The sequence below is a fragment of the Hymenobacter glacieicola genome, from assembly GCF_014640315.1.
Classification (GTDB): Bacteria; Bacteroidota; Bacteroidia; order Cytophagales; family Hymenobacteraceae; genus Hymenobacter; species Hymenobacter glacieicola.
Genome location: NZ_BMGS01000006.1, coordinates 150,807 through 170,775 on the forward strand (window position 1 = coordinate 150,807; position 19,969 = coordinate 170,775).

The 19,969-nt window shown below is 61.2% G+C and carries 20 protein-coding genes; 9 read left to right on the forward strand and 11 right to left on the reverse strand.

Annotated features, from left to right (window positions below; translation table 11 throughout):
- Positions 1-74: 74 nt before the first annotated feature.
- Positions 75-1,499 (forward strand): ATP-dependent DNA helicase, encoded by a 1,425-nt coding sequence (locus tag IEW18_RS12695; RefSeq protein WP_188558234.1) that lies wholly within the window; start codon positions 75-77, stop codon positions 1,497-1,499.
- Positions 1,500-1,733: 234 nt separating this feature from the next.
- Positions 1,734-2,273: a DUF1573 domain-containing protein gene (locus tag IEW18_RS12700; RefSeq protein ID WP_188558235.1), complete on the forward strand. Its 540-nt coding sequence runs from the start codon at positions 1,734-1,736 to the stop codon at positions 2,271-2,273.
- Positions 2,274-2,348: 75 nt separating this feature from the next.
- Here the strand turns inward: IEW18_RS12700 and IEW18_RS12705 are convergent, their stop codons facing one another.
- The 5 genes from IEW18_RS12705 to IEW18_RS12725 all read right to left on the reverse strand — a co-directional run bounded on the left by IEW18_RS12705 (position 2,349) and on the right by IEW18_RS12725 (position 6,749).
- Positions 2,349-2,726 (reverse strand): DUF423 domain-containing protein, encoded by a 378-nt coding sequence (locus IEW18_RS12705; RefSeq protein WP_188558236.1) that lies wholly within the window; start codon positions 2,724-2,726, stop codon positions 2,349-2,351.
- A gap of 135 nt (positions 2,727-2,861) precedes the next feature.
- The gene (locus IEW18_RS12710; RefSeq protein ID WP_188558237.1) at positions 2,862-3,524 is read right to left on the reverse strand and encodes a YggS family pyridoxal phosphate-dependent enzyme; all 663 of its coding nucleotides are present in this window, start codon (positions 3,522-3,524) and stop codon (positions 2,862-2,864) included.
- Between the two features lie 251 nt (positions 3,525-3,775).
- The gene (locus IEW18_RS12715; protein WP_188558238.1) at positions 3,776-4,825 is read right to left on the reverse strand and encodes a vWA domain-containing protein; all 1,050 of its coding nucleotides are present in this window, start codon (positions 4,823-4,825) and stop codon (positions 3,776-3,778) included.
- Positions 4,826-4,858: 33 nt separating this feature from the next.
- Complete coding sequence (locus IEW18_RS12720; protein ID WP_188558239.1) at positions 4,859-5,788, reverse strand: hypothetical protein; 930 nt, start codon at positions 5,786-5,788, stop codon at positions 4,859-4,861.
- A gap of 61 nt (positions 5,789-5,849) precedes the next feature.
- Complete coding sequence (locus IEW18_RS12725) at positions 5,850-6,749, reverse strand: DUF58 domain-containing protein (protein ID WP_188558240.1); 900 nt, start codon at positions 6,747-6,749, stop codon at positions 5,850-5,852.
- A gap of 37 nt (positions 6,750-6,786) precedes the next feature.
- Here IEW18_RS12725 and IEW18_RS12730 point away from each other — a divergent pair, with 37 nt between their 5' ends.
- A complete protein-coding gene (locus tag IEW18_RS12730) occupies positions 6,787-7,185 on the forward strand; it encodes a DUF4296 domain-containing protein (RefSeq protein ID WP_188558241.1) in 399 nt (132 codons plus the stop codon).
- Here the strand turns inward: IEW18_RS12730 and IEW18_RS12735 are convergent.
- From IEW18_RS12735 to egtB, 6 genes are all read right to left on the reverse strand, one after another.
- Complete coding sequence (locus tag IEW18_RS12735) at positions 7,182-7,514, reverse strand: tRNA-binding protein (protein WP_188558242.1); 333 nt, start codon at positions 7,512-7,514, stop codon at positions 7,182-7,184. The genes IEW18_RS12730 and IEW18_RS12735 overlap by 4 nt on opposite strands.
- Positions 7,515-7,807: 293 nt before the next feature.
- Positions 7,808-8,374 carry a DUF922 domain-containing protein gene (locus tag IEW18_RS12740; protein WP_188558243.1) on the reverse strand — a complete coding sequence of 189 codons (567 nt, stop codon included), beginning with the start codon at positions 8,372-8,374 and terminating at the stop codon, positions 7,808-7,810.
- A gap of 131 nt (positions 8,375-8,505) precedes the next feature.
- Complete coding sequence (locus IEW18_RS12745; RefSeq protein ID WP_188558244.1) at positions 8,506-9,882, reverse strand: MATE family efflux transporter; 1,377 nt, start codon at positions 9,880-9,882, stop codon at positions 8,506-8,508.
- Between the two features lie 98 nt (positions 9,883-9,980).
- Positions 9,981-11,108, reverse strand: a complete 1,128-nt coding sequence (locus IEW18_RS12750; RefSeq protein WP_188558245.1) for a pyridoxal phosphate-dependent aminotransferase — start codon at positions 11,106-11,108, stop codon at positions 9,981-9,983.
- Positions 11,109-11,150: 42 nt separating this feature from the next.
- A complete protein-coding gene (egtD, locus tag IEW18_RS12755; protein WP_188558246.1) occupies positions 11,151-12,197 on the reverse strand; it encodes an L-histidine N(alpha)-methyltransferase in 1,047 nt (348 codons plus the stop codon).
- Between the two features lie 114 nt (positions 12,198-12,311).
- Positions 12,312-13,610 (reverse strand): ergothioneine biosynthesis protein EgtB, encoded by a 1,299-nt coding sequence (gene egtB, locus IEW18_RS12760; protein ID WP_188558247.1) that lies wholly within the window; start codon positions 13,608-13,610, stop codon positions 12,312-12,314.
- A 256-nt stretch (positions 13,611-13,866) separates the two neighbouring features.
- On the opposite strand from egtB, the gene IEW18_RS12765 reads away from it, so the two are divergent.
- The 6 genes from IEW18_RS12765 (at position 13,867) to IEW18_RS12790 (ending at position 19,854) form a co-directional block, all read left to right on the forward strand.
- Positions 13,867-14,103: a KGG domain-containing protein gene (locus IEW18_RS12765; protein ID WP_188558248.1), complete on the forward strand. Its 237-nt coding sequence runs from the start codon at positions 13,867-13,869 to the stop codon at positions 14,101-14,103.
- A 180-nt stretch (positions 14,104-14,283) separates the two neighbouring features.
- Complete coding sequence (locus IEW18_RS12770; protein ID WP_188558249.1) at positions 14,284-15,357, forward strand: o-succinylbenzoate synthase; 1,074 nt, start codon at positions 14,284-14,286, stop codon at positions 15,355-15,357.
- An 83-nt stretch (positions 15,358-15,440) separates the two neighbouring features.
- A complete protein-coding gene (locus IEW18_RS12775) occupies positions 15,441-16,736 on the forward strand; it encodes an aspartyl protease family protein (protein ID WP_188558250.1) in 1,296 nt (431 codons plus the stop codon).
- A gap of 188 nt (positions 16,737-16,924) precedes the next feature.
- Positions 16,925-18,079 carry a lysophospholipid acyltransferase family protein gene (locus tag IEW18_RS12780; protein WP_188558251.1) on the forward strand — a complete coding sequence of 385 codons (1,155 nt, stop codon included), beginning with the start codon at positions 16,925-16,927 and terminating at the stop codon, positions 18,077-18,079.
- A gap of 133 nt (positions 18,080-18,212) precedes the next feature.
- A complete protein-coding gene (locus IEW18_RS12785; RefSeq protein WP_188558252.1) occupies positions 18,213-19,139 on the forward strand; it encodes an alpha/beta hydrolase in 927 nt (308 codons plus the stop codon).
- A gap of 166 nt (positions 19,140-19,305) precedes the next feature.
- Complete coding sequence (locus IEW18_RS12790) at positions 19,306-19,854, forward strand: phasin family protein (protein ID WP_188558253.1); 549 nt, start codon at positions 19,306-19,308, stop codon at positions 19,852-19,854.
- Positions 19,855-19,969 lie beyond the last annotated feature (115 nt).

The following is a 19,969-nucleotide window of genomic DNA, read 5'->3' on the forward strand; positions in this document are numbered from 1 at the left end:
ACAGTTGCTCAATTACGCAGTGCCACCACCTGGGAGCTTAAACCGGCGTAGCTTTGTTACCCGAATACAGCCTTATGCTCTCCGTTAGAACTCCCTCCGTCCGCGACTATTTCCCCTACGAACCTACCCAGGACCAAGCCACGCTGTTTCGGCAGATGGATGGCTTTTTGGGCGACGCCCTGCCGGGGCGCAAGGCGTTTATTCTACGCGGGTACGCCGGTACGGGCAAAACGACCGTGGTTAGCGCCCTGGTGCAGTGGCTGCACCGCATGGGCCGCAAGTACGTGCTGATGGCCCCTACCGGCCGCGCCGCCAAAGTAATGAGCACCTACTCGGGGGTAGCGGCCAGCACCATTCACAAGAAAATCTACCGCCAGACCAGCGGCTCGCCCAGCCAGGGCCTCTCGTTCCAGCGCCAGCCCAACCGCGCCCAGGACACCCTGTTCATCGTGGACGAAGCCTCCATGATTTCCGACGAAAAGGCCTTCGGTGAAAACGGCCTGCTCGACGACCTGATGAATTACGTGTTCGAGAAAACTTCGAACCGCCTGCTGCTCATCGGCGACACGGCCCAGCTGCCGCCCGTGGGCCAGCTGCTCTCACCCGCCCTCGACCCCGAGCTGTTGCGCCACCGCTTCCGCGCCCAGGTTGATTCCGTGGAGCTGCGCCAGGTGATGCGTCAGGCCGAGCAGTCGGGAATTCTGATGAACGCCACGGTGCTACGGGAGGAGCTGCGCGAGGAACACCCGCAAATCACCTTCTTCACAAAAGGCTACCCCGATATTTTCTCGATGGGCGGCGACAAGCTGGAGGACGGGCTGCGCTGGGCCTACAAGAACTTCGGCCACGAGAACAGCACCATCATCTGCCGTTCCAACAAAAACGCCAACCAGTACAACCAGTACATCCGGCGCATTCTGTTCGAGGCCGAGGATGAAATTGAGTCGGGCGACTACCTGATGGTGGTGCGCAACAACTACTACTGGCTGCCCAAGGATTCAGAAATCGGGTTTCTGGCCAACGGCGACTTTGTGCAGGTAGTGAAAATTGTGCGCCTCACCGAGGAGTTCGGGTTCCGCTTTGCCGATGCCCGGGTGCGCCTCGTGGACTACCCCGACGAGCCCGACATGGAAATCAAGCTCCTGCTTGACACCCTGCACACGGAAAGCCCCGCCCTGCCTGCCGACCGGAACAAAGCCCTCTACGACGCCGTGAGTGCTGATTACGCCCACCTCGAAACCAAGAAGGAGCGCACCGCCGCCCTGCGCAAGGACCCTTTTCTGAACGCCCTGCAAGTGAAGTTCGCCTACGCCCTTACCTGCCACAAAGCCCAGGGCGGGCAGTGGCAGGCCGTTTTTGTAGACCACGGCTTCCTGAAAGAAGATATGGTGAACAGCGAATTCGCCCGCTGGCTTTACACGGCTGTCACGCGCTCCTCGGAGAAATTGTTTCTGCTGAACTTCAACAAAAAGCTGCTCGCCGACGAAACGCCGGAGTAAATCTTGTCATTCCGAACGGAGTGAGGAATCTGGCTCAATCGTCCGGAGGCTAACCCAGATTCCTTGCTTTATTCCTACCGACAGATTTAGGCTGAAAAAAGAACCCAACAACGGCCGCCGTGCGTTGTTCTTCACGTCGGCTTCTGGGGCCAGGGTGAAAACTGGCACGTAACTTGGCCCGGCGCCTGAAACTTGTATTTTTGCTTACTTCCAACGCATTCACGCATTCATCCCATGAAAAAAGCACTTCTTCTGGCTCTTTCGCTGTCCGTCATGGGCTTCGCGGCCCAAGCCCAGACGGCGGCCGTTAAGCCGGCCAATGCCCAGACCAAAGTAGCCGGTCCGCAAATTCAGTTTGAGGAAATGAAGTACGACTTCGGCTCCATCAAAACGGGTGATGTGGTAGAACACACCTTCAAGTTCAAGAACGTAGGCACCCAGCCGCTGGTGATTTCCAACATTGGCGTGAGCTGCGGCTGCACTACCCCCGACTGGACCAAGGAGCCCGTCATGCCTGGCAAATCGGGCACGGTTACGGCCAAGTTCAACTCGGCCGGCAAAATGGGCATGCAAAACAAAGTGCTGACTATTGAGTCGAACTCGGCGGGTGGTAACGCCATGGTGTCGTTGGTAGGCGACGTGAAGGATGCCGCCGCTGCCATGAACGTGGCCCCCGCTTCCTCCGATGTTTCGGCTCCTGCTGATGCAAAAGAAGCCAAGCAAAAGACCAAAATCAGCGACAACAAAACCAAAGCCAAGAGAAAGGCTTCCTAAGCGCTACGCTTCGGTACAGAAAACCAAAAAGGCTTGCCAGATGGCAAGCCTTTTTGGTTGTAGCAGCTTCCTGGGCTATACTTGACGAGCCGCCAGCAGCAGCACCACCCAGCCGGCAATGAGCAGCACGCCGCCGATGGGCGTGACGGCTCCCAGCTTGGTAATGCCCGTCAGGCAGAGCACGTAGAGCGAGCCACTGAACACGAGTACTCCGCCCAGCCACAGCCAGGCTACCGTGCCGAGGCTGCGCAGCTCGGGCTTTACGTGGAGCAGAATACCTACCGCCAGCAAAGCCAAAGCGTGGTAGAACTGGTAGCGTACAGCGGTTTCAAACGTTTCGAAACGCCCGGAGGCTTCCAGCATTTTCCGCAGGCCATGGGCCCCGAAAGCCCCGATGCCTACGCCCAAAGCGCCGAGCAGAGCTGCCAGTTGAAGAACAAGACGAGCCGTCATAGGAGTCTGGTAGAGAGGTGGAAATGTTGGTTGTCAGCGGGTAGAGGATACGTAGCGGTTGCTCGTTAGGGAGTAGTTATGAGAGCTGTACTTACGACTACCAATTACCACCTGCCCGCTGATAACTACGATGGATCAGCGGGAGCCAAAAATAGCGCTACCTACCCGAATGAGCGTGCTCCCTTCCCGTAGGGCGAGGGGATAATCGGAGCTCATGCCCATGGAAATTTCCCGGAACGCTTCATCCTGAGGGAAGTACAAGGCCTTTAGCTTGTCGAAGTAGCCGCGCAGTTGCCGGAACTCCCGGCGCAGCTGGTCTTCATCCGGGGTGTTGGTGGCAATGCCCATCACGCCGGTCAGGCGCACATGCTGCAGCCCCCGAAATTCCGCTGATTGCAGCATTTCCTCGGCCTCGGGCAGGCTCAGGCCGGTTTTGGTTTCCTCGGCGGCAATATGAAACTGCAGCAGCCCCTCAATCACGCGGTTGTGGCGGGCGGCCTGCCGCTCAACTTCCAGTAGCAGTTTCAGGCTGTCGATGCTTTGAATGGTGTGCACAAAAGCAGCAATGTACTTGACCTTGTTGGTCTGCAGATGCCCAATCAGGTGCCACTGCACATCGGCGGGTAGCTCCGACTGCTTGGCCGCCATTTCCTGCACCCGGTTTTCGCCGAAAAGGCGGGCCCCGGCCTCATACGCTTCGCGCAGCCGCTCCACCGGATGCGTTTTTGTGACGGCCACCAGCCGAGCGGCCGTGCCGGAGAGGTCTTGCTGAATGCGGTGCAGGTTGTCGCGGATCACGGATTTAGACGGATTTTTCGGATTGTAAACACGGAAGGCAGATCTTGCCGGAGCAGTTGCCGATTGGAGCTCCTCAAAGGCAAGAGCGCAAAGGTCGTGTGCGGGTAGCTAGCAAACCGCAAATTCCAGGAATCGGCCAAACAAAATTCATGAAATCCAATAAATCCACCTACACCAAATTGAGCACTACTACGCCGAAAAGGCGACCACCAGCATCCGTGAAATCCGATGCATCCGTCTGCATCCGTGATTTAGTCCTCCAAAGCATTGGTCAGAAACGTGTTTTTCAGGCCCAGCCACACTAGCCACAGGCCCAGGCACCAGAACAGGTAGATGCGGTAGTAGTCGCGGGTGTTGCGGTAGCGCGTCTGCTTGATTTCGGACTTTTCGTAGCGGTTGATCTGGGTGAAAATCTGGCGTAGCCCGGCGTTATCGGTAGCGCGAAAGAAGCGGCCCTCGCCGGCCTGGGCTATTTGCCGCATGGTGGTTTCATCCAGGCGCGTTGTAACGTAGGTGGGGCGGCCCGTTTCGTCGGTGCCGTAGGGCACTACGCCGTCCTGGCCCAGCCCGATGGTGTAGAGCTTCAGGCCGTAGGCGTGGGCCAGTTGGGCGGCCGTAAGTGGGTCGAGGGAGCCAGCCGTGTTTTCGCCGTCGGAAATCAGGATGCACACCTTGCTGCGGGAGCGGGAGTCGCGCAGGCGGTTGGTGGCCACGCCCAGGGCCGTGCCAATGGCCGTACCATCGTTGGCAATCATACCCAGGCGCAAACTCTGCAGGTTGTCGCGCAGCAGGTCGTAGTCGGTAGTGAGCGGGGCCAGGGAGTAGGCGTCGCCGGCAAACACCACCAGCCCGATTCGGTCGCCCTGGCGGCCATCAATAAACCCGCGGGCTACCCGTTTGGCTGCTTCCAGGCGGTTAGGCCGCAGATCCTGCAGCTCCATAGAACCTGATACGTCCAAAACGAGCAGAATATCAATGCCTTCGCCGCTCTGTACTACCCGCTCATCGGTACGCTGGGGGCGGGCCAGAGCCAGAATGGCAAAACCCATGCTCAGGGCCAGCACCACGTCGGGCAAAAAGCGCAGCACCGTGCTCCAGTCGCGCGGGAGTTGCCCGGCCACGAAGGCTACTCCCAGCTTGGCCCGGTGCCGGCGGGCCAGGGCCCAGCGCAGCACAAACAGCAGCGGCACCAGCGGCAGCAGCAGCAGCAGGCGGGGCTGCTCCCAGCTGTAGCTGGCCAGGGTAGCGTAGCGCACGCTATCCAGCACGGGAGCCAATACATCGGGCCAGAGCTGCGGCATGGGGCAAAAGTAGTGATTCGGCGGCGGCCGACGCTAGGCCACCGGGGTTGTTGGCCGCCGCGCGGCGCCTAAGGCCGCTGGCTCGCCCAGCTGACGCAGCACATGGGTATACTGCCGCTCGGCAAAGTTGCGTAGGAGCTCAAAGGCCAGGTCGGTTTCTGTGTCGTCTTCCGAAAACTGGTTGCCATAAATAACCCGGTCGGCCAGGCGCAGGGCCAGGCTTACGTCGGCGTCATTCTGGTAGTGAGCCACAATTTCGCGGGTGGTCAGGCTCGTGATATTGTCGTCTTCGAGGGTGGAGAGGTAGTTTTTCCAGAGCGTGATGGCGCGCTCCATGTTGGTCAGGGAGCGGGACAACGTAAAGCGCTCCACGTGGCGGGCATACTGGGCCAGAAAGTAAGCGTGGTTTTTCCGCAGGCGGTAGCGGCGGTAGCGTTGGCGCAACCCCCGCCGGAAGCCCAGCACCACCGCGCCCACCAGCAGGAGCAGCAGCCCCGTACCGGCCAGCCAGTAGGGGTAGTTGAACTGCGGCTCCACCGGCATCAGCTGCAAATTCTGGCGCAACACCGGAGCCTCGCCGGCGCTGGTAGGGGCAGTGCGCACCAGCCTGATTCGGGCTGGGGCGGTGGGTAGCAGCAGCGTGTCGCGGCCACTGAGCACCGTCACGGGCAATACGAGCGTCTGCACCGAGTCCAGGGCGAAGGTGCGCAGGCGGTACACGGCCCGGTCGAGGCTGCGGCCCTGGCGGGTGCGGGTGAGGTAGTAGCGCCGGCCCACGTATTCGAAGGGGCTGAAATCGGCGGCCGAATCGGGGAAGATAACCTCCAGGGTAGCTCCGTGCCGGTAGGAAAGCTCGTAGTCAACTACTTCGCCCACGCGCACGGTGGGCCGCTGAAACCGGCCGGTCGGGGCTTCGGAGGCTACTAGTTCAGACTGGGCCACAGCTAATTGCGTCAACAGCATCAGACTTAGCAACGCGGCCCAGGCAGCCTCTCTTTGCCGCTCGTAAAGCCAGCCTAGCGCCTTACCCACGACCCCCGCGCTGGTTGCGCCGCCGGAACAGATGCACCAGCTGCGGTACAAAATCCGTGTCGGTGGCAATGGACAGATACTCGGTGCGGTGGCGGCGGCAGATCTGGCCAATTTGTTCCCGGTTCAGCTCGTAGGTAGCGCGGTAGCGGGCCCGAAACGCGGCCGAGGACGTATTCACCCACACGGTGCGCCCCGATTCCTGGTCGTGAAGCGGGATGATGCCCAGGGGCGGAAACTCCCGCTCCCGCTGGTCCAGCAGCTGCAGCACAATCAGGTCGTGCTTGCGGGCCAGCATGGTCAGCTCCCGCTCGTACTCGGCATCAATGAAGTCGGAAATCAGCAACACAATGGTACGGCGCTTGAGCAGCCCCAGCGCCTGCTTAATACCGCCTGCCACGGCCGTGTGGCGGCTGCGCGGGCTTAGCTCAAACAGGCGCTTAATCAGGGAATAGGCGTGCCGAATGCCCTTGCCCGGAGCCAAGTACAATTCTTTCTGGTCGGAAAAAGCCAGAATTCCCAGTTGGGCGTCCTGGCGGGCGGCGGCCAGGGCCAGCACTCCGCAAATTTCCCGGCCCACATCAATCTTGCGGCGGGCGGCGGCCCCTACCTGCTGGGAAGCGCTGACGTCGAGCAATAAAAGCACCTGCTGCTCCCGTTCTTCCTTGTACGTTTTTACGAAGGTGCCGTGGCCTTTGCTGGAAACGGCCCAATCAATGGCGCGCACCTCGTCGCCGTACTGATACAGCCGTACATCATCAAACTCCAGGCCCGTGCCTTTGAAAACGGAATGAAAATCGCCCTGCAGCTGGGCATCCACGGCCTTCAGAATGCGGATTTCCATCTGCCGAAGCTTGCGGACGAGGTGCTGGAAAGGCGAATCGGCGGGTTTCATTTCGCCTAAACTACGGGTTCCTCCTAACTTTGCCGCTGTGAAAAAATATTCGTTTCGTGTGATGACGTGGCTGGGCGCTTTGGCCCTGCTGGTTACGGCCTGCCAGAAGCCGGATGAAGTAGCGCCCCCGCGCCAGCTTATTCCGCGCGAAAAGATGGTGAGCCTGCTCATTGAGCTGCACACGCTGGAAGCCCGCGCCGACGCCGCCGGCCTGCCCACCGACTCGGCGCGGGCCCTGTTTCACGCGGCCCAGAAAAACCTGTACTGGCGCTACGAGGTCAACGATTCCTCGTTCACGCAGAGCTACCGCTACTACGCCATTCACGAAAAGGACCTGGACGAAATTTACGCCGCCGTAGTCGACAGCCTGGCCCTGCGCGAAGCCAAGCTGCAGCCCGCCGGGGCGCCCCAGGGGCCAGTTGCTCCGCAGAACTAAACCAGGCGGCTGCCATTGGGCACGGGCCCGGCTACGCTGGCCAGCACAATGTGCCCTTCGGCGTCGGCAAAACCGGTAACGAGCACCTCCGAAAGAAACTTGCCGATTTGCTTGGGCGGAAAATTCACCACGCACAGCACCTGCCGTCCGACCAGCTCGGCCGGTTGGTAGTGGTGGGTTATCTGGGCGCTGGATTTCTTCTGCCCGATTTCGGGGCCCAGGTCCAGGAGCAGCTGGTAGGCCGGGCGCCGCGCCGCCGGAAACTCGCGCGCCTCCAGAATCGTCCCAACCCGCACATCAACACGTTCAAATTCAGCCCAGGTTAGCATAAGGTTAACTAGTGAGAGGGGGATTTTGTGAGGGAGGTGTCGGGCTATTGTGGCGAGCCGCACAAGGGCGCCACCTGTCGGGTGTAACCTCCTCTTTCCTCCTAAACAAAGTGATACATCCTCTATACTGTATAAACGGTAAAAAAGAACGTCATGCCGAGCGGAGCGAAGCATCTCGGGTGCTGACGTTGGGGTAGTAATCCTGCATCAGCACGCGAGATGCTTCGCTCCGCTCGGCATGACGTTCTTTTAATCAGCTCAGGGCAATGCGCACGGAGTCAGTGCTTCATTGTCTACTTCGCCAAGGCAAAGGCTTGCAGCTGCTGTAGCTTCTGCTGGACTTGCTGCTCCCAGGCTTGCTGGCGAGGGAGGTTCAGGCCGTGGTTGGTTTCCTGGTCGTAGCGGGCTTCTTCGCGCTGCCAGGTCAGGAAGGCCATTTTGGTGATGTTGCTGAAGGCCGGCTGTAGCTTCTCACAGTCGAATTTGACGAGGCTGAGCTTCTGGCGCAACAGGCGGGCGTGCACCTCCGTCAGGTCGAAGTGTACCTGCTCGTGGCGCAAAAGCGCGGGAGTGGCCCGCTTGGGGTCACGCACCCACGACTCAGTGGGCACAAACACGGCCTGCACCTGGGCCGAGAAAACGTAATCGACGCAGCCTACTTTGGCGTCAATGGTGGAAGAGGTAAGCGCCGCCAGCCGGTCGGTGGTGGGGCGGCTCTTGAAGTCGTCCCAGGTAAGCAGCCGGTCGGCCCGCCACTCAATTTTAGCCGGGGCTGGCTTTGCGGCCGGGGCCGCCGCGGCCGGGCCCTGCTCGGCGGTAAACAAACCCAGCAACAAGGGCAGCGACAGAGGAAACAGCATGTAGCGCTAAAGAAGCTAACGAGAAAAGATAAATCAGCCAGCAAGGCCCCGCCCGGCACCTACGCTGCAGATACGCAGGTACTAGGCTTCTGGGGCGCTGCCGGTTGGGCAGTGGCTTGGGGCTGTGCTGCTTAACGCGCGGTGAGGGCCGCTTCGTTCACCGGAGCGGCGGTTAGTACGGGCCGGCGGCGGAAACGCAGCAGCAGGACGCCGGCCACCAGCGTTAGGCCCGTAAGCAGGCCTACCCACACGCCCGTAGCCCCCCAGCCCAGCCGGAAGCCCAGTACGTAGCCCAGGGGTAGGGCCGCGGCCCAATACGCCAGCAGAGCTACCACGGAGGGTACTTTTACATCTTCCAGCCCCCGGAGCGCGCCCAGCCCTACCACCTGCAGGCCATCGGAAACCTGGAAGGCGGCGGCAATGAGCAGCAGCGAAGCCGCCTGCGCTACCACGGCGGGGTCGTGGTTGTAGTAGAGCGGAATGGAGTGACGACCCAAAACCAGCAGCACCCCCATCAGGCTCATGAAGATAAACGTGAGCAGGTACGCCGCCAGCCCAGCCTGCCGGGCCCCGTGGGCATCTTGGCTGCCCAGGTGCTTGCCCACCCGGATAGTAGCCGCCGCCGCCAGGCCGCTGGCCGCCATATAGGTGACGGATGCCACGTTAATAGCAATCTGGTGGGCAGCCAGGTCCGTAGCGCCCAGCCAGCCTATCATGATGGCCGAAAAGCTAAAGGCGCCCATTTCAAACATCATCTGGACCCCGATGGGCGAGCCTAGCCCCACCAGGCGCTGCAGGCCGGGAGCATCGGGGCGCAGGTTGCGGGCGGCGGCCTCGCGGTAGGCTTGTAGGCGCACGGCGCGCAGCACGTAGGCGGCCATTAGTACGGCCATGAGCACGCGGGCCAGCAGGGTAGCCCAGGCCGCGCCCATCATGCCCATTTCCGGCAAACCCAGCTTGCCAAACACCAGCCCGTAGCAGAGCACCGCGTTCAGCACGTTGGCCTGAATGGAAAGCAGCATGGCCTGGCGGGTCAGCCCGAGGCCTTCGGCAAACTGCTTGAAGCCCTGAAACACCATCAGGGGCAATAACGACAAAAACATCACCCGCACCCAGGGGGTAGCCAGCGCCACTACTTCGGCGGGTTGGTTCAGGTAAGGCAGAATTTGCGGCACCAGCAAACCGCACAAGGCCAGCACCACGCCGGCCGCTAGGCTTAGCCACACGCCGTTTACCAGCAACCGACCCAGGCCGGCCACGTCGCGGCGCCCGTCGGCGGCGGCAACCAGCGGCGTGATGCCCATGGTCAACCCCAGCCCCAGCACCATGACCACGGTGTTGACGCTCACGCTCAGGGAAACGGCCGCCAGCGGCACCTTGCCCGTCTGCCCGACCACCATACTGTCGCAGACGTTCACCAATACGTGGCCCAGCTGGCTGAGCATCACGGGGTAGGCCAATGCAAGGGTGGGCAGCAGGTGGGAGCGAAGCGTGGAGCGGGAAGACATACAGCAGCAAAGAGAAGCCGCAAAGGTACAACCTCCCGCCCCCGAACCCCGCATACGTGCCCCGGTTAGTACAGCAGAGCCGGGGCTGCCGTTACCGTTTAGGCCGCCGAAAACGGAGTGCTCAGCCCGGCGCGCAGCCGCTCCAACGCCGGCTCAAGTTGGGCCATGGGCACCGCATACGACAGCCGCACGAAGCCCGGCGCGCCGCACGTAGCCCCATCTACCACGGCCACGCCAGTCGCGTGCAGGCGGGCAACCAACTCGGCGGAGGCAGCGACGGGTTCCAGCTCGGGGCGGAGGTAGGCGCGCAAATCGGGAAAGAAATAGTAGGTCGCTGCCGCCTGGGGGGCTGGCACCTGGGGGAGTAAGGCCAGCTCCGTTTGCATACGGTGGCGGGTAGGCTGCAAGCTCTCAATTAAGCTGCGGGCAATAGCAGAAGCGTGACGGGTGGCGGCCACGGCAGCGTGCTGCTGCAGCACCGGCACGGCGCTGCCCGTAGCGTGCAGCCCAGCTGCGCAAATCTGGGCAATAGGCAGCGGAGCCACTAGGTAGCCAATGCCCCAGCCAATCAGGGCCAGCGACTTGCTGTAGCCATTTACCACCATATGCCGCTGGCGTGGGTCGGGAAAGCTGAGCAGGGTAGGCACTGGCTCGGGGCTAAACGTAATGCCGTTATAGATTTCGTCGCTGAGCACAAACAGGTCCGGGAAATCCTGCGTTACGCTGAGCCAGCCGGCTATTTCCGCCCGGGAATATACCCGGCCCGTAGGGTTGTTCGGGTTGGAAAAAAGCACCACCCGAGTGTGGGGCGTGAGGGCGGCCCGCAACGTTTCCGGTGCCAACGCATAGTTGTCGGCTGCACTCAGGGGCAGGGCCCGCACGGTGCCCCCGGCCCGGACGACCAGCTCCCAGAAACCAAACCAGTTGGGGGTGGGCAGCAGCACCTCATCGCCGGGCCGAAGAACGGCTTGCAGCAGGGCAAACAGCGCCGCTTTGGTGCCGCCCGTTACGACCACATGCTCAGGCTGAACGCCACTGGCTCCGGCTTGTTGGTACGACTCGGCCAGCGCTGCCCGCAACTCGGGTAAACCAGCCACCGCCGCTACGGGCAGCGGCCCGGCCGCTTGCAGTACGCGCGTGGCGGCCGCCGTAGCAACAAGTGGAGGCGCAAAGGAACCGTAGCCGGAGGCCAGACTAATAACAGCAGGAGCAGACGCAGCAGGCATAGCGGAGTTAAGCTGCCCTTCACCACTCAGGCGAGGGCACAATCAGCGGATGGGTTGCAGAATGACATCCGCAAAATAGTCCTGGGCATCGGTAAAAAATGCCTGGACTGTGAAGCCCGCCGCTTCCGCAGTGGCCGCAATGCTGGGGCGAGTAAACTTGTAGGAGTTTTCGGTGTGAATCATTTCCCACGCGGCAAAGTCCACGGCCCAGTCCAGGGCGGCAAACCGGACCGTCTGGGCCCGGCAACTTACCAGGAAGGACCGCACAGCCCCGCTGAGCGGGTCGTAGTCGGTGTAATGCTGCCACTGAGCCAGGTCGAAATCAGCTTCCAGCTCCCGATTCAGGCGGCGCAGTAGGTTCAGGTTGAAGCGGGCCGTTACGCCCTGGCTGTCGTCGTAGGCCGCCCGAATCAGGCGCGGATCCTTTTGCAGGTCGAAGCCCACTAGTAGCCGGTCGTCGGAGGTAAGGGGTAGGGCCAGGTTTTGCAGGAAGCGGTGCCGGTCCTCGGGCAGGAAATTGCCAATGTTGGAGCCCAGAAACAGCACCGCCTTGCGGCCCGGGCGGCTGGCCATGAGCCGCAAAGCATCGGCATAATCGGCCACTACAGGCTCTACGTGCAGGGTAGGCAGTTCAGTGCGCAGACTGGCCGCTAACCCCGCCAGGGCAGCCTCCGAAATATCCACGGGCACATAGGTGAACTGGGCGCCCGTTTCCAGCAGGTGGCGCAGCAGAATCTTGGTTTTCAGCCCGTCGCCGGCCCCCAGCTCCAGCAGAAAAAATGGCTCCGTGGGCTCCTGGGGGCGCAGAGCCGCACCAATAGCAGCTTGGTGTTGGGTCAGCAGGGCAAACTCGGTGCGGGTGGGGTAGTACTCCGGCAGGGCCATAATCTGCTGGAACAGGCGGCTGCCCTCGTCATCGTAGAAATACATGGACGACAAGGCTTTGAACGGCCGACTTAGCCCCGCCCGCACGTGCTGCTGCAGGGCACTAGCCGGGGTGAGTGCACCGCCGGCTGGCGCGGGGCTGGAAGTATGGGTCGGGGGTAGGGCGAGGGCAGAGCCGGAAGCCGAAGCAGAGTCGGGGCGCATAGGAGAGACGAGAGGAAGGGGAAGCCGGGAGCCGGCCGCCGGGCACAAAGTAGAACAATGCGCGTGAGAGGTAGCGGATCGGCCCGAGTAGGGCATTGTTTCAGGTAGCCGCGTTTAGCGCGCCAGCCGGATGCCAGTGAACTGCCAGCGTTTATCGGCGTGAAAGAAGTTGCGGTACGTAAGGCGGATGTGGCTTTCGGGGGTAGCGCAGGAGCCGCCCCGCAGCACCAGCTGGTTGAGCATGAACTTGCCATTGTATTCGCCCAGGGCGCCGGCCGCGCGCTGGTAGCCGGGGTAGGGGTGGTAGGCCGAGTAGGTCCACTCCCAGGCGTCGCCGAGAAGCTGGTGGCACTGGTCGGCGGGGGCATCAGGGGGCAGCGGCTGCGGGTCGTAGAGGGCGCTTTCCAGGAAAGTGCCGGTGGGCGCGGCGCCAAACTGCCGGGCCGCAATTTCCCATTCCTGCTCCGTGGGCAGGCGGCAGCCCCGCCAGTGCGCATAGGCATCGGCCTCGTAAAAGCTGATGTGGGTAACGGGAGCGGCCATATTCACGGCTACCAGGCCGTGGTGGCTGAAGCGGTGCCACTGCCCGTCGCGCAGCACCCAGTAGAGTGGCGCCTCCCAGCCCTGCTGCTGCACCAGCTCCCAGCCCTCGCCCAGCCAGTAGCGAAAGTCGCGGTAGCCGCCGGCCTCCATGAACGCCAGGTACTCAGCGTTGGTGACCAAGCGGTTTTGTAGCTCAAAATCAGCTACGTAGGTATCGTGCGGGGCTTGTTCATTATCAAAGCAGAACCCTTCCCCATCAAATCCGATGCGGTGAACTCCACCCGTAACCGGCAGCCAGCTCACGGGCGGTGCCGGTTGAGAAAAGGCGGGCAAGGCCGGCGTCGGCAGGTAGGCCGGGGCCAGCGGACTGGTGCTTAGAATGTACTTGATGTCGGTGGCCAGCAGCTCCTGGTGCTGCTGCTCGTGCTGGAGGCCCAGTTCAAACAGCTCCTGAAACGCGGCCGGCAGCGTGTCTTGCAGGGCCAGCAACTGCTCCATGTGCTTATCTACGAAAGCCCGGTACGCATACACTTCCTGCAAGGGCGGGCGCGACAAAGTGCCCCGGTCGGCGCGGTTAACCCGGGAGCCCAGGGAGTTGTAGTAGGAGTTGAACAGAAAGGCGAAATCGGGGTGGTAAACTGCGTAGCCCGGCAGGTATTCGCGCAGCAGAAATGTCTCAAAAAACCAGGTGGTGTGGGCCAGGTGCCATTTCGGCGGACTCACATCAATGACGGGCTGCACCACGGTGTCTTCAGGCAGCAGGGGACGGCACAGAGCCTCAGTTTGCTCACGCACGGCGCGGAATCGGCTGAACAGGGCCGGGGCGGCGGTAGCGGCGGCAGAAAATACGGGGGCAGAAGTCGGGTTCATAAGGCAAAAGTGAAAAGCAAGCACCCAGATAAACGGCAAACCAGGCGGGTAGTTTTGCGCCAAGTTGTAAGCAAGCTCAGCGGTACGTGTTTGACGTAACCTCCACGTATAATTACGGGCAGCTCCTCAGTACAAAGCGGTATTTTACAATTATAAATTGGTTTTTGGCCATTGCTCCGACATCTTCGGTTACCTCAGGTCGTAAGAAGAACACTTCTCGACCTGAGGATTCCTTTCCACACTTACCCCACGAGCTATGAACACCAAATCTGCCAATCGTACGAACTCCACCGAAGCACCCGTGCTGAAGCGTCCACGCGGCTTTGCCGCCATGGACCCCGCTACCCAGCGCCGCATTGCCAGCGAAGGCGGCCGCGCCTCGCACCAGAGCGGCCGGGGCCACCGGTTTACCTCAGAAGAAGCCCGGGCTGCTGGCCGCAAGGGGGGCCAAGCTAGCCGCGGCCGCGGCACTCAGGGCACTGCCGCCGAATAAGCTGACAACTGAGGATAACGACGGAGCTGGTTTTGCCAGCTCCGTCACGTTTACAGCGCCGCTCCCGCATCGGGTTTCCGATGCGGGAGCGGCGTTTGTCGTTGGGGCCGCCCTGCCGCCGGACGCACCGTATATTGCCGCTCCTAGCCTTTCAGTACCTGCTACCCCGTTTGCTTTTCCATGCTCCAGCTCCGCCTTTCCCGCCGTGTGTTGCACTTCAATTTTCCCGCCCGGACCTCTCGCGGAGCCCTTACCGAGCATGTAGTACACTACGTGCACCTGTACGATTCTGAAAACCCGCAAGTGGAAGGCTTGGGCGAAGCCGCCCCGCTGGCCGGCCTCAGCCCCGACTACCGCCCCGACTTTGAGGCCACCCTGGAAGGGTTCGTGCGGGAGTTCAACCGCCGCCAGCTGCGGGAGCTGCTACCCCAGGAAGCCACCGAGCTAGTTGGACCCGAGTGGCCGGCCCTGCGTTTCGCCCTGGAAACCGCCATCCTCGACCTGCAGCACGGCGGCCGGCACCTGCTTTACGATACGGCCTTTAGTCGGGGCGAGGCGGGCGTACCCATCAACGGGCTGATTTGGATGGGCGATGCGGCCTTCATGCGCGGGCAAATCGAGAAAAAGCTGACCGAAGGCTACACCTGCCTAAAGCTGAAAATCGGCAGCCTCGACTTTGCCACGGAGCTGGACCTGCTGCGGGAAATACGGATGGTGGCGGGCCCCGAGCGCCTGACCCTGCGCGTGGACGCCAACGGAGCCTTTGCCCCCGCCGAAGCTTTGCCCAAGCTGGAGCAGCTGGCCCGCTTCGAGCTGCACTCCATTGAGCAGCCCATCCGGGCCGGGCAGTGGGCCGCCATGCGCGAGGTTTGCCGCCACTCGCCGGTGCCCGTGGCCCTGGATGAGGAGCTGATTGGCCTGACCGAGGCCCATCAGCAGGAAGCCTTGCTGGCGCAAACCTGCCCGGCCTACCTGATTTTGAAGCCTACCCTGGTCGGAGGCCTGCAAGCCAGCCAGGCCTGGGCTACGTTGGCCCAGGCCCAGGGCATCGGGTGGTGGCTTACCTCGGCCCTGGAATCGAACGTGGGGCTGAACGCCGTGAGCCAGCTGGCCAGCTGGTGCGCCCAGCCCGGATTTCCGCAGGGCCTAGGCACCGGCCAGTTGTATCATAACAATGTGGCCGCGCCCCTGCGCATTCAGGACGGCCAGTTGCACTACAACCCGCGGGGCGAGTGGGAGGCGCCGGAGGGCTGAGTTTTTGTTGAGAACAAAGGGCCGGTAGCGGGTGCGCCGACTAAGAATTTTGGTTAACTTACCAGGCCCACCTGCCCACCCCTATGTTCGTGCCTGTCTGCGCTTTTCTGCTGTTTTCGAGCCGCGCTCGGGCGGTTGGAATCGGTATGCTGCTGGCCCTGCTGCTGGGGTGCGGCTTAAGTGCCCGACCGGCGCAAGCCCAGTCCGCGGCGTTTCACTTTGAGGGCAAGCACAAGCACCGGGTGCAGCTACCTTTTTTCCTGCAGCGCAACCTGATGGTGCTGCAAATCTGGCTGAATGGAAAAGGGCCCTTTAATTTTGTGCTGGACACGGGCATCAACACTTCCCTGATAACCGACCCGCGCCTGCGTCAGGAACTGAGCTTGCCAGTAGGTCGGCGCTTTCTGGTAGCGGGGGCCGGGGAGGAGAATCCACTGGAGGCTTTTCACATACCGGCCGTAGCCGTGCGCCTGCCGGGCAAGGTAGAGGCGCCAGCTCTGCCCTTCCTGATGCTTTCCGATGATGTGCTGAACCTGTCAGGCTACGTAGGCATTCCCATTCACGGACTCCTGGGCTCCGACGTTTTCCAGAGCTTCGTGGTGGAAGTAAACCCCGAGGAAGAGGTGATTACTCTGCATAATCCGGCTTCCTTTCAGGCTCCGCGCGGCCGGCGCTGGGCCCGTATCCCGCTGGACATGGAAGGGCGCAAACCCTACGTTACCCTACCCGTCCAGCTTAATGATTCCCTGAACCTACCCCTGAAACTAGTACTCGACACCGGAGCCGGCCATGCTCTGTCGGTTGAAACCACTTCTGATGTGCGGCTGGGCCTGCCGACTATCCGCATGCGCACCCAGTTGGGGCGCGGACTTAACGGCAATATCAACGGGTATTTGGGACGTGTGCCGGCCCTGCAGCTGGGCCGCTACCGAGTGCCGGCCCTGCTAACTTCTTTTCCGGATGCGGCCGACGTGGCCATGCGGGCCGATGTGCCCCGCAACGGCAACCTGGGCTTTGAACTGCTCAAGCGCTTTACCGTCATCATCGACTATGCCCACAACCAGCTGCTGCTCCGGCCCAACAACACTTTCCGCGACCCATTTGAACACGATATGTGCGGGTTCGAGGTGCTGGCTACGGGTACTAACTACCGGCAGTACCGCGTGTTGCGTGTAGACGCCAGCGGCCCGGCGGCCGAAGCGGGCATCCAGCCCGGCGACGAAATCCTGTCCGTTAATCTGTTGCCCAGTGATGCCATCAGCTTAACCCAGCTGAGCCGGCTGCTGCACTCGCAGGATGGCCGCACGTTGTTGTTTGTGGTGCGCCGCTCCACCGGGGCCCTGTTCACGACGGCCGTACGCCTGAAACGCCAGATTTAGCCCCCAGCCGTCCCAGCGGGAGGCACTGAATGGGCCTTATGTAGTCCCACTGCGTAGCCATCTGTTCAGATGAGGCGTAAACGCTACGGGGCTGGCCGCCTGCTTGCGTCGGCTTCGCTCGTCAAAATCCTTACCTTAGGAGCAGCCCTTGTTCCGGTTGCTTTCCCACCCCCGCCCATTTCTCCCGCATGGCTTTCCCCTTGTCTGCCGCGCAGCTTCAGGTGCCACCCGCCATCCAGGCGAATCAGCATATCTACTCTGATTATTTCGACGCAAATTTTGTCGAAACCCTGGACCGTAACATTCTGCAGTTGCTTGACCGGGTCTGGTTTCGCTCAAAATTGGTGGGGTTTGAGCACTTTCCGCAGCGCAACCGGCCCGACCGCCCCCTGATTTTTGCCTCCAACCACTCGGGCATGGCCTTTCCTTGGGATGCCATGGTGGCGCTGTCCCACTTGTGGCGCCGCCTGCCCAGCCTCTCCGATTTGCCCCGGCCTTTGTCGGCGCCCATGCTCTCCCAGTCGGTGCTGATGAATCCGTTCCTGGTGAAAAACTTCTGGAAGAAGTGCGGCTGCGTAGACGCTACCACGCTCAACTTCGAGACGATGATGTACTATCAGGAGCACAACCTGATGTTGTACCCCGAGGGCGTGGCGGGCATTGGCAAGGGCTTTAACCGAAAGTATCAGCTCCAGCGCCTGGCCACCAGCATGGTGCGCCTGGGCATCGAGCACCGCACCGATATTGTGCCTTTTTACACCATCAATGGCGAGTACCTAAACCCTCATGCCTATAGCTGGGATTGGGTGAACCGCCTGAGCAAGAAAATCGGCATTCCCTTTATCCCAATGGGGCCAATTTTGCTGCTGGTGCTGTTGCAGCCGTGGTTTTTCTACATGGCCTTTCCCGCCAAGCTTACTTTCGTGCTGGGCCAGCGCATCCGGCCCTACGAGTTGACCGACAAGACACCTCCCGAGCTAACCCGCCCCGAGTATGAAGCTCTGTCGGGTCAGATTCGGGAACGGATGCAGACAGAACTGGACGCTGCCGTGCAGCAGTACGGGCAGCAGCCCTACCGTTGGGGTGAGTTGTGGCAGCGCATCAAGGAAAATTGGCGCTCTTTTCCGTTTTTCCTGCCCTGGGCCTGGCCGGCGCTGTTTCGGGAGTTTGAGCGCCAATACGTGCGCAATGGCCGCCGCGACTTTAACCTTGATTTGCAGAGCCCGGGCGCGTATTTGCGTATGCTGTGGCGCAACCCATTCACCCTCACCTTCTTTATTCCCGTATTAGGGTGGATTCCCATTGCTGTTCGCGGCTATAAAGGCCACCAGATTAAGAATTAGGAAGTGAGAAGTAACAATTAGTCGGGTGTAGACGTGAGCTAGTGGTAACTGACTGGCATTTATCAAGATAAGACTGTAATCAGTTAATAATCACATTACCACTTACTAATTGGCAATTACTAAGTAACTCAACATGCCCTCAGCGCAGCATTTGCTTTTAAAGCAGTTTTTAACTGCCGCCACGGGGCCGCTGGCCCGGCGCCGGCCTGGGCTGGCCGCCATGCGCCTAGCTCTGGAAGTGGCCTCGTTGGGTCAGCTTATGCCTTGGAACGTGTTTCTGGAGGATGCGGACGTGGACGGCATGGCGGCCGAATGGATTCAGCCGGCCGGCGCCACACCAGGACGGGTGCTACTGTACCTGCACGGCGGCGGTTACGTGCTGGGCTCCCTAAACACGCACCGGGCCCTGATTGGGGCTCTAGCCCGGCAGTGCGGAGTGAAAGCCTTGGCCATCAACTACCGTAAGGCCCCCGAATACCCATTCCCGGCAGCCCTCGACGATGCCCTGCTAGCCTACCGCTGGCTGCTGAAACAAGGCTACGCCGCTGCCGACATTATCGTGGCCGGCGACTCAGCCGGGGGCGGATTAACGCTGGCCTTGTTGCTGGCCTTGCGGACCAATGAGGAAGCCCTGCCGGCCGCCGCCGTCGGCCTGTCGCCTTGGACTGACCTAGTGCTACCGACTAGCGTGCTTCGGCGCGTTTGCCAGGAGGAAAGCCAAGTGTTAGAAGCGCTAGAAATCAGGGGGTGGGGGCCGCTCTACGCAGCCACCGAGTCCCTGGCGCATCCGTTGGTGTCGCCGGTGCGGGCCGAGCTGCACGGCTTACCCCCGCTGCTGATTCAGATTTCCGATGCGGAGGTGCTGGGCGACGACGTGCTCCGGTTTGTGCAAAAGGCGCGCGCTGCCGGTTCGCCCGTAACCTTACAAGTGTTTGAAGGGCTGGTGCATTGGTGGCATTTGTTCTGGCGCTTTCTGCCCGAGGCCCGTGTAGCCCTGCGCCGGGTAGCCGATTTCACGAATCAGGTATGGTCGGCACCCGAAGTGGCCAAGGCAGCGTAAAAACAACCTCAGGTGGTGACTCCTGCTGTAAGTCGGTCTTTTACTGGCTCTGCCGTTGCCTTTTGCATCGAGGTTAAGGCTAGCCGCTAGCTGAGCATTTCGATGCTCAGCAGCCTGTTTCGCGTATTTTCTTCATTCTCACCCTCATTTCCTAACCCCTTGTCCCATGGAAGATCTGTTTAAGAAGTTCATCAACGCTGGCGTGGGCCTAGTCTCGCTTACCAACGACCGGGTGCAGAGCACCATCGATAAGCTGGTGCAGGATAGCAAGCTCTCGGAGCAGGAGGGAGCCAAAATCATGGACGAGCTGAAGAAAAACACCGATACCAAGCGGCAGGAGCTGGAAAAGCAGTTCCAGGGACTCGCTTCCCGCCTGATGAAAACCGCCGGCATTGCCAGCAACGCCGATGTGGAAGAGCTGAAGCGCACGGTAAAAGGCGGCTCGAAATCCAAAATTACCGGTGCGTCTGACGAAGCTGAAGCTAGCTCGCCCGCGGCCGGTAAGGTTAGCTCTACCCCTGTAAAAGCCCACAGCTCAGCGGCTTCTACTGCTGCGGCCGTGAAGGTAGCCGGGGCCAAAAGCGGCAACACCACCGGTAAGCCCAAAAAGTCGAGCGCCCCGGAAAGCAAGGAAGAAAAGGCCAATAAAACGGCCGCTAAAAAAGCCATTTCGCCCAACGACAACACCTCAAGCAGCGGCAGCCAACTCTCCTAGCAGCATAGCTAAGTACTTACCTGAAAAACCCTGGCCATACTGCATGGCCAGGGTTTTTATCTTTCCTCGTCCCGGCCCGGCCATATCAACTCTCCGCCGTTAACCTAGTACTTTG